Genomic DNA, 9,731 nt, shown 5'->3' on the forward strand with positions numbered 1-9,731 from the left:
ACAGACAGAACAGACAGAACAGACAGAACAGACAGAACAGACAGAACAGACAGAACAGACAGAATAATATGGATCAACGTGAAAGAGAGGAATAGTAATCCTGTATCCTCTGTAAAATAGCGCTGAGTTCACTTTTCGGCAGGCATGCTTCAGCCACGGTCAGTTTCCTTTCAGCCACCCATTCATAGCGGTCACCCTGCTCTTTAGGTACAAGGCGCTGCGTTTTAGCCGCCAGCACTCTGACCATCAGACCATCGGAGACGGCAAACACAGACACGCCGCTTTCTGAAATATTTTCTGTTTCTGCGCGGTAAAGGTTACTGCCTTCCGGGTATTCTTCTTCTGCCCTACTTTCCGGCCAGGTCAGGCTGTATAAAGAGTTGAAGGCTTCAGGCGCGGGCATCGCGTAAACATCCGCATTTAGCGACGGCGTAGAAAGAGCATGGGCGGGATCCAGCAGTGTATTGACGTCCACGCAAAGCGTCGCCGTTCTTACATCCTGCGGAAAAAAATTGCCGTTAATGCTGTAATAAAAAAAGCCGTTATAAAAAGCGGTGTCCGGAGGGTTCCAGTCAGGAATACATTCAACAAAAATCGCAAAGCGATAAGGGTCGCCAAAAAACATCTGTTTCACCTGCTCTTAAATAAATCCGTTTTATTACAGTGCTCTTTTTCGCAAAAAAAATCCCGACCTTAGCCGGGATTCATGCAGAACCAAATCAGAAGCGATAGCCAAGGCCGATATTAAAACCGTTTATCGCAACGTCATCACTAAATTTAACGCGGGTGCCTTCATAACCAATATTAACGGCCAAAGACTCTGTCGGGTTAATGACCACGCCCGCGCCATAAGCAAACGACGTTTTGCTTTCGCTGTATTCTTCTGAAAATTCCTGAAAGTACGTCGTTTTATCGTCCACTTTGGTATGCGCCATACCGGCCAGCGCGTAAAGGCTGACATAGTCATTGATACGGTACGCAGGGCCAGCCATAAAAGAGTAATATTTTACGTCTATCTTGCCTTTATACCAATCGTCCTCATCAAACCCGTCACTCCCTTCAGAATAGCTGTCGTCGCCCTTCATATAGCTGAAAGAACCTATTAAGCTGACGGGTGAATCCCATTCATAGCGGTACTGAACGTTAACGCCACGGATATTTTTAAAATCTTCAACCTTGCTCTGTGCATAGCCAATTGACACGGTATGATTATCAGCCATTACGCCGGTACTGATAAACAGGCCGCTGCAAAGCAGCGCTAATGCGGTAACTTTTACTTTCATCTTTAATTCCTTTTTTTACTGAGCTGATTTAACCCCTTTATTTCGCGAGGGATTATGCTGTTTGTAGTGTCGACACGTCATCAAAAAATTATTACGTATCAGACGGGTATTGTTGAGCTATCCGGTTATTTGTATTGCGTGTTAACCAGATGGCTTTTTAATTTTCGTGCGTCATCTTCTTGCAGACAGGTAACCCTGCATCATATTCCGCGTCAGGTTTTCTTTATCGGCTCATTGATGGCTTTTATCGTCAAAAGGCAGCATTTTTCCCATCGAGATTAAGCCGATGACCACCCGAGTATTTTCATTTAAGAGAATCTTTCGTGTTCTGCCCTCTGTTGCCATCGCATAGGCAGTGCCGTATCTACTGACGCTTAAACAGCCTTTTTGCGCGCGCCAGGCTCTTCCATATGGCCAAACAATATCATCAATAATATTGTAACAAATTATGTGCATCGCGTTTCGATGCGCACATTATGCACCTGATATAAAAAATCTCAAGAAAAAATGTAGGAAAACTTACATAAAACTTACGTTAAGATTATTTATAATGGGCGAAATGAGTATAAACATTAACCTTTTCTGAAGTGCAAAGAAGGTTGAACCGAAAGAGTAGATACTCTCTTCGGTTCAGTAGGGCGTGAAAAATAAACATAAAAAAATTATAATTCAACATTATATAAAAAATACAGAGAAATGATTTTTACTGAAGCCTGCATTTCAGGTTGAAGCGGTAGGCACTGCGCCTGCAGCGGGCAAGCCAAAACTTTATGTAACCTCTAAAGAAGCATTAACTTAACTTAAGCCAAACTAAAGCACCAATAAAGGAAATCACTTTTCAAGAAAGGTCAACCGTACTTTAGTTGAATTAAGAATAAACCTGATTTACTGAGCTCAAACAGAGCGTGGGGATCGGTGACAGATGGTCTTAAGAACTTATGCCGCTTATCGCATTGCACGTCGCCAGCAGCGTACCTTTTGTCACGGCACTTCGCTCAGATTTTACGCCTGACGCCCGAATAAAGCTGCCTTACGGTTCACGCCTGTACAGAGCTGCTGCGCGATAAAATAGCCGCCGCCCCGCCCGAAGCCTGCGCCGTGTCCGGCACTGCATACGCTTTCAGGTTCGCCTTATCATTTAATCAATCTATAAAGTTGGGACGCGGCAGCATGGTTAGTTTATAAATGACCCGCACTGCACATTGCCCGCGCTGATATTTGGCTAAATAAATAGCGCCTCACCAGGCTTTGTTATCCGGATTCTGTACCTGGCGATTTACCTGTCGGGCGGCTGCGCCAGAGCTTCCTCTTCAGGCGCACGGCGCCTGCCCTGACAAAGCATGCGCCACCTTACTGGAAATCATGTTATTAAGCGGCTGCACCTCAATATACTTAAGCCCAGGTTCGGGTTACGATAGAACAGGAAAGGTTATTTATCCGTACTGGAGAAGACAGCCCGGTATTATGTTGCCTTCCACTGAAATGATGGAATTTTCCTGAGGCTATTATTGTGATTAAAAACAACACGGATATAAGTAAGTTTTTGAGTTACGTTTTGCGCCATCAGCCAGAGGCCGTTGGTTTAACTTTGGACAAAAATGGATGGGCGGAGCTGACTGACCTTATTGTTTGCGCAGAGCAACAAGGTTATTTACTTAGCGCCGCGATTATACAGGAGGTTGTTGCCAGCAGTGACAAAAAGAGATTCACTCTTTCAGAAGATGGGTTGCGCATTCGGGCAGCACAGGGGCATTCAACGCAACAGGTTGATATAGCCTATAAGGAGAAAACGCCTCCAGCTATTTTATATCACGGAACAGCCGACCGCTTTATAGAAGCCATTCGTGAGCAGGGCCTTATCCCTATGTCCCGCCAGTACGTACATCTTTCGTCTGACGAAGTTACAGCGATTCAGGTAGGAAAACGTCACGGTAAGCCTGTAGTGCTAAAGATAAAAGCTTTGGATATGTATGAAAAAGGCTTTCGTTTTTATCAGGCTGAGAACGGCGTGTGGTTATCAAACTCCATTCCTTATGAGTTTATCCAGGAGTCATGATTTTCCTGCTCGTTTCTTTTTTCTGTACCACCTGCTGGCTGCAGCGTATTTGCTCCCGCACTCAGCGGCGGTCCTGCAACAGGGCTTGCCTGTGGCCGACGAAGGGTCTGCTGGATGTGGGCTGACGAGATCCGCCAGTGACGGAACGCTGGTTGTGCATGCTAGCCCTGAACCAGGATGGGAGGCGTCGGCTGGTGAGACGGTAGCAGTGACACTCTGCTTAACCGCATGGCACCACCTGGCGCAGACAAACCACGCCTGGGCGGGCATCAACTTTTAAGCGGAGGCCTTTTAGGCCGAAAACCGATTGGAGTTGGCCGAGTATTTGCACTGTGCCAGTATCGGCAGGGACGGCGGCCCCACCCCACAACCCAACGCGGATGCGCACGACATAATGCAGATTATCCGTATACGGACCGCTTATTGGGGGTTAGGTGAGTTTTGCGGCTTCCCGGGACAGGTGCGGATAGTCTCCCGCATTATGTTTATGGGCGTTCAGCCAGCTACTGACTATCAGAGGAACGCCGATGCGTGCTGCTGACCAGGCGACCATTGACCCCGCGCACTCCACACCTGATTAAGGCAGATCGTGGCAGGGAGGTAGGGACAGCATGAACATCACCTTCACACCCCAACCGATCCCAGCGTTGTCGATCAGCGGCAACATACCAGCCGGGCCAGGTTTTATTCCTGACACGCCGTTACAGCTCACGCTCCGACCCGATGGCCTGTGGATCTCCACCGTCACCGATTCGGCCACCCGGAACGCACTGTGTGAAGCCAGTCAGCAGCGGCGGGAATTGGGAGGATTTAGGGCTTAGCAGTAATACCCTTAGCCAGTTGACCTGCGCCTATAAAGTTGGCCGGGGGTCTGTATCACTCACAAAAAGATAAATTATCTATTTTCTTTATTTCTAACAGTAACTGCTTGTCCAGAGTAGTTTTATCTACTTGATTTAAAATATGACTTATCTTTTTTAAAGAAGATAAAACACCTTTTGCTTCCTTGTGACTTAAAGATGCGATTGATGATATTAATTGCCCATCGTAATCATCTCCGGCTAGAGGATCTTCTCGCAAGATCGATTCTGCTCTTGGTAATACATGAACTAAAAACAGATCCTGTCTTATAGCCCGAGCAATATCCCCAACATCCAACTCATCAAGCGGCGCATCTACGATACCGTTAAACCACTCATCAAGAGACGACCTGGTGTTAGGCTCATAATTACCGCCTTCCGCTATTAATAGATCCCTAAACGTTGTCATATGCCGTACCCTTTGATCGCCGATTCTATTTTGTTAATCGCTTCTGTTGCTCTTCCGTAAGCTGCCTGAGCTTCCGGATTATTAACATTCTTTAGCGTGTTTGCACAATTCCTTGAACCATTAAAGGTATCTTGCATCTTTTACATATGGCTCCAGTTTTCCCCACTTCCATTAGTTTTGGGAAGGGGATTGTTGTCCATATCTTTAAGAGAACCTGTAATGTCATGATCTTTAAAAGATTTTTAATCAGGTTGTCGATTTTTCTCATGGCACTTTCTTGCTTCTGATTCAGCTTATCGACTTTTTTCTCTTCCAATTTTCCGTATCGTTTTCTGGCGGTGGTGTTCTTGTTCCAGACCTTGGGCCACTCAGCTCTTTCTTCTGCTCATCTGTCAGATGCTTAGCCACATTCGAATCGCGTGATTTTGCAGCCTCATCACGTGCCTCAACGACTGAAGGACCGTCCGTCATTGCCGGCGTGCCTTCCTCTGTCGCGTATCCTTTAAATGCCTTATCCAGATATGAAACAATATTTTTATTAGCATCCTGAGCGACTTTATCTCCCGAACTCAGCGGCAGCCCTGGAACAGGTATTGGCGCAGGTAGTATTAACAGTTCGTTGTTCTCAAACGCATTCTTCCCGGCCTGCGCGCCCGTCACCGCACTGCCAACGTGCCCAGTGCGCTGATGGTCTGACGCTGCTCTTCGCTCAGGTCTGCACGGTCAACCCCCTGACAGAGCTGCTGCACGACATACTCGCCTGCCGCGCCCAGCACCGCGTGCGCTATCAGGTTCGCCTCGACATTCGCCACTTCTTTGCCATTCGCATCTTTGGTGGTGGTCGCTTTATAAATCAGTTCCGCCAGGTGCGGCGCCGCCCCACCCGCAACGGCGCCCGCCACGTTGACGCCGTCGCCGCTCTGATGCCCTGCTGGAGCGCACCGCCCGTCCCTTTATCGCTGTCCAGCAACGCTTTGTTATAGGATGTCTGGTACAGCTGCTGAACGATATCGCCCTGCGTCGGTGTTTTGTTCGGGTTCGCCTTCTGCCACTGTTTCTGCGCTGCCCGGAGCTCATCCGGACCGGCTCTGTTCAGCGCGTCCGTGGCCTTCTTCGTCGCCGCTATCTCGCCCTCGGCCCTGACGATGTCGCTGACCTGCAGGCCGATATCCACCACCGCCTGCAAAGTGTCCACCCGCCGCGGTTCTTTCTCCCTGCCGAAGATTTTTTCCAGCCCCGGATTCGCATTTGCCACATCCCGGCTCAGGTCAGCCACACTCTGCTGCCAACTGTATTTATGCGAAAGACAGGGTTTAAGAAAGGCAGGAAGGTGAGGTGATTTGTGAACAGGGAGAGCTGATTATACGGCTGGTTGAAGAGTAATTGACAGGCAAGACAACCTCGGCCCGCGCCGCAGTCGAATCTTTATGATTTAGAAAATGCATATTCTTTTTCTTTCATCCTGGATAGAAGGCGGATACCTACGCGTACAGCAGTACTCACCACGATAAAGTTTTAATTAAAAAAAAGAGAATTTTCATGCCAGCCATAAATGAAAAATCCATAAAATAAACTAAACGCGCAATACATAAACAAACCAAAAACAAGCCAGCGTCATATCTGTCATAAGCGGGGCCTCGCCACTTATGATGGTACCTGCCATATTCATATAATAGCATAATGGACATGTGAAATTATCTGCTAAAGCACAGCTGTTAATCCAAAATCACTACAAGGTGACTTTACGATTGCAATATTTACACCCGTTTCTTATTACCTTACCCTTAGATTCATTCACCTACCCTCTCATATTTTAACATTGAATTACTCCACATTAAGTGTTAAAAATACGTAGTGCTTTTTGCACTCATATTTTATTTTCCAGCAAGACATCACGACACTCGATATTAATATAGAAATAATGAATGCCTTTTTATCTTTTGCATAAGCTCATTCAAAACAGAAAAAATAAATTCAAAAAGTGTCTCTCTAACTCAGAAAGTTATCTAATGTAACAACCTGGGAAAAAATCATTAACCTTATCATTATCAATTAGCCTTTTCTCGGAAAAATCAAGCTTTTCTGACACAGCAATAGCGCGACGTAGTTCATAAGGAAAGTCTTCAATTGATCCAAAAACTGTTGGCACCAGAAACCTAAAATAGTCTCCTGTTTTTGTTTTACTTTCATAACCGACCGGATAATCCTCGCCTTCATAGCTTCCCTCAATTGCATGGTAAACAAATAAACCTTTAATAGACGGCAAGCTATACTCTCGTAGCTTTTGAGTGTAATGAGAGCGCTCTTTGATCCAATCTTTTATTTCTTCCCGGGTCATTAAATGACTGAACCTTTGCCAAGAGTATAAATCAACTACTGTATTACCCATTTTATTTTCAGGATAGGAACTATACACACTTGACTCCTCCCATATATAATCTGTAACTTCATCAAGCAATAACTCAGCATTATCCATAGCAAGAATCGCTTTTGGAATATCGCCAAAACAATTATTTACTATAACCGCAACTTTACCAAACCTATCCATTGCTAGCCATGTAAATATTTTTCCGAACTCAGGCTTCCACTCTAAATTTAATATACCCAAAACAATTTTCCTTTAGGCCAGATTTATTGACTATTCGCACAAGGATTTATAATACTAGCTGGAATAACAACCCCTTTATCATAAAACTATTAGGTATTCTTTCGGAATTTTAAAAGCACTTTCAATCTCTCATTCACAGGAGGAGCTACCGTTCTATCACCAAAGATGAAGACCGGAGGCTGTCATATAATCTTGCTATCCATAATAATAATAATCATCATCATCGCAATTCTTTCTCTAGTTCTTTAACCCTTACATAAAAATCTTCTATATCGAATAAATATCTCCATGTATTATTTTCATTTAGCATTGAAATTTCATAACCTTTATTTACTTTCCCGATATAAATCTCGGGAAAATCAGTCCCCCGGCAACCAAACCTAAGGCAGTGAGATGACCGGTAATCAAACATCAAATCAACTAACTCATTACCCTCTGTATCCAGGTACTCATAAAATTCAGCTACTCTTTTTGCTATAGAGCATTGCTCAGTTAATTCCGCAGGAAATCCATCCTTCCTGATTGCTGGTTCATTTTCTATTAACCATCCAATTAAATTATTTAAGTCTACGCACCCTACATATAGAGTATGGTTTTTCTCACTTAATGAAATTTCAATAAGCTTCGATTCATTATAAAAACAAAGATCTTTTGAAATGATATTTAGCTTATTCATTATAATTTAACTTTTATCATTTTATTGCATTCAACCTTACTAACATCCCCACCAGATAATAGTTCTCTCAAAATCTTTGGTGGAGATTCATTCCCCGGAATAGGATAAGCATGCCCTCCCCCAACATTATCTGGCTGAAATTCATAAACCTTCCCATCCGCTACACCATAACATTGCTTACCGCCCTGAATCGAGTTATTTAAAACCTCTCACGCTCTTCTGTCGCTCAAATCAATTGGGATCCCCCAGCCGCCTGCCGCATGTTTAGGGACAGGAACGTATTTATTATACCCAAACAAAATAGGTTCAGGCAAAGGAGTAGGGCTTCCTTTACTTCCCGAATGAGTAGAAAGATATGCATTCGACGGCAATTCACCGCCCGTTGAAGAATGGTTAACATTCGCTGCTCCTGCCATAGCCAGCGCATCGTACTGCCTTTCGTGCTGCTGGCAATGTTCTGTTTGAACTCATTATATTTTGACAGTACCTGTTTCAGCGTTGAAGCTACAGATGCACTTATAATACCTGTTTCAAGTTTGTTACCTTCAGGCCATATAATATGCTGGAAATATCTGCCGCCTGTTTAACATTAATAGTCAGCGCAAATTTATTCTTTGTTTACTGGTAACTGATATTCCGGGGTTTTGCATAACCCTCAATAGAATAATCCCATTTATCAGCGGTCGTATTCGCCACAATCTGGCTTACTTTATCTTAATCCTCACGGTTCAGTTCTTTATAGGTTAGCCTGCCCAGCGTTCCGTTATAAGTTTCCTGCAGGCCCTGAACCAGGGCATTTGCATTTTGACAGGCGGGTGAAGACTTGCCCTGAGAGCATGCTTCTGCAACATATTTATCCGTCTTAGTATCAAGCTGTTCAAGCTGTTCGTGTCTTGCTTCCAGAGCAGCGACTTCCTCCGCTTTTCCTGGATGCAGGGCCAGTCCGGTTTTTGACAGCGCCAGTTCAATACTGTTTTTTTCCTGAGCGTCTTCACCGCGAAGCGCATTATTCTCAACGACACCTGATAAAAATCCCCCAGTAATAACCGGGGTCTTTAAGTTCATTTAGTCAGATAAGCAAGCATAATTTTATTAATCTCATCACGTAATTGATCCTCATTAAACTCATATTCTTCACGATCATCATCAGAGTTATACATATCAGATAAACAAAAAGTGCTCGATAAGAGTTCGCTTAAATTGCCTTCATCTTCTTGAAGAAGATTACCATCCCGCTCACATTTCCATTTTGATATATAGCTTTCGGCAAATTCATCTGCTGATATTTTCTTCGCAAGAAATCTATCAATATAATCCTTAAGATAAATGCTCATCTTAATGTCCCGTTATTAATGAAGTTTTCGTACTGCTTCGGTTGCGGATCAAGTTTCCAGCCACTTACAAAATTGCTTGACTTATCAACAACTACAACATTGTTACTTTGCGGATTGAAATAAACTTTTGACTCAGGAATTAATAAATACGTTCCATGTTCGTAAGTTTTTTTATTGTCCAGATGGGATCTGATAGCTGTTTGATATTCTGCAATTGTATCGCTATTTTTCTTGGTTGTTGTCACACCAAAATCAGCAGCGTGTTTGAACTTCTTGTCCAACTGTTTTGTACTAAAAGAAATGCTTTCAGAAATAATACCAGTATTTATATTTGATAATGGTTCATTCGTATTTTCCTTTGCAGTATTTTTTTCAGTTGATAAAAAAGCCAAATCATCCTTATTCGGTCCATTTAGGATCGGTGTTACTGTGGTATTCCCGCCAGTATCCGGCGCACCTTCGGTATTTCCGTATTTGTAGCACCATTTAGCTCTCGCTGATCTGG

The 9,731-nt window shown here is 44.0% G+C and carries 12 protein-coding genes; 1 reads left to right on the forward strand and 11 read right to left on the reverse strand.

Annotated features, from left to right (window positions below; all coding sequences use genetic code 11):
- Window positions 1-73: 73 nt before the first annotated feature.
- Together RTK32_RS11085 and RTK32_RS11090 are read right to left on the reverse strand one after the other, a co-directional pair.
- Window positions 74-625 (reverse strand): immunity 42 family protein, encoded by a 552-nt coding sequence (locus RTK32_RS11085; RefSeq protein WP_312043893.1) that lies wholly within the window; start codon window positions 623-625, stop codon window positions 74-76.
- A gap of 94 nt (window positions 626-719) precedes the next feature.
- Window positions 720-1,283, reverse strand: coding sequence for an Ail/Lom family outer membrane beta-barrel protein (locus RTK32_RS11090; RefSeq protein WP_312043895.1), 564 nt, complete (start codon window positions 1,281-1,283; stop codon window positions 720-722).
- Window positions 1,284-2,793: 1,510 nt separating this feature from the next.
- Between RTK32_RS11090 and RTK32_RS11095 the strand changes: the two genes are divergently transcribed.
- Window positions 2,794-3,339 (forward strand): RNA 2'-phosphotransferase, encoded by a 546-nt coding sequence (locus tag RTK32_RS11095; protein WP_312043897.1) that lies wholly within the window; start codon window positions 2,794-2,796, stop codon window positions 3,337-3,339.
- 876 nt (window positions 3,340-4,215) lie between these two features.
- On the opposite strand, the gene RTK32_RS11100 is transcribed toward RTK32_RS11095, so the two are convergent.
- From RTK32_RS11100 to RTK32_RS11140, 9 genes are all read right to left on the reverse strand, one after another.
- A complete protein-coding gene (locus RTK32_RS11100) occupies window positions 4,216-4,608 on the reverse strand; it encodes a contact-dependent growth inhibition system immunity protein (RefSeq protein WP_312043899.1) in 393 nt (130 codons plus the stop codon).
- Window positions 4,609-4,896: 288 nt separating this feature from the next.
- Window positions 4,897-5,268 (reverse strand): hypothetical protein, encoded by a 372-nt coding sequence (locus RTK32_RS11105; RefSeq protein ID WP_312043901.1) that lies wholly within the window; start codon window positions 5,266-5,268, stop codon window positions 4,897-4,899.
- Complete coding sequence (locus tag RTK32_RS11110; protein WP_312043903.1) at window positions 5,265-5,510, reverse strand: hypothetical protein; 246 nt, start codon at window positions 5,508-5,510, stop codon at window positions 5,265-5,267. The genes RTK32_RS11105 and RTK32_RS11110 overlap by 4 nt, the downstream gene beginning before the upstream one ends.
- Window positions 5,462-5,884 (reverse strand): hypothetical protein, encoded by a 423-nt coding sequence (locus RTK32_RS11115; protein WP_312043905.1) that lies wholly within the window; start codon window positions 5,882-5,884, stop codon window positions 5,462-5,464. Before RTK32_RS11115 ends, RTK32_RS11110 begins: the two co-directional genes overlap by 49 nt.
- Window positions 5,885-6,610: 726 nt before the next feature.
- Complete coding sequence (locus RTK32_RS11120) at window positions 6,611-7,216, reverse strand: hypothetical protein (RefSeq protein WP_312043907.1); 606 nt, start codon at window positions 7,214-7,216, stop codon at window positions 6,611-6,613.
- Window positions 7,217-7,436: 220 nt separating this feature from the next.
- On the reverse strand, window positions 7,437-7,892 hold the full coding sequence (locus tag RTK32_RS11125; protein ID WP_312043909.1) for a hypothetical protein: 456 nt from the start codon (window positions 7,890-7,892) through the stop codon (window positions 7,437-7,439).
- Window positions 7,893-8,606: 714 nt separating this feature from the next.
- A complete protein-coding gene (locus RTK32_RS11130; protein WP_312043911.1) occupies window positions 8,607-8,957 on the reverse strand; it encodes a DUF6862 domain-containing protein in 351 nt (116 codons plus the stop codon).
- Window positions 8,954-9,226 carry a colicin immunity domain-containing protein gene (locus RTK32_RS11135; RefSeq protein ID WP_312043913.1) on the reverse strand — a complete coding sequence of 91 codons (273 nt, stop codon included), beginning with the start codon at window positions 9,224-9,226 and terminating at the stop codon, window positions 8,954-8,956. The genes RTK32_RS11130 and RTK32_RS11135 overlap by 4 nt, the downstream gene beginning before the upstream one ends.
- The coding region (locus RTK32_RS11140) for a colicin D domain-containing protein (protein WP_312043914.1) at window positions 9,223-9,731 on the reverse strand (509 nt) is incomplete at its 5' end. The genes RTK32_RS11140 and RTK32_RS11135, both read right to left, overlap by 4 nt.

It is taken from the genome of Erwinia sp. (assembly GCF_031978025.1).
In the GTDB taxonomy this organism is placed as follows: domain Bacteria; phylum Pseudomonadota; class Gammaproteobacteria; order Enterobacterales; family Enterobacteriaceae; genus Erwinia.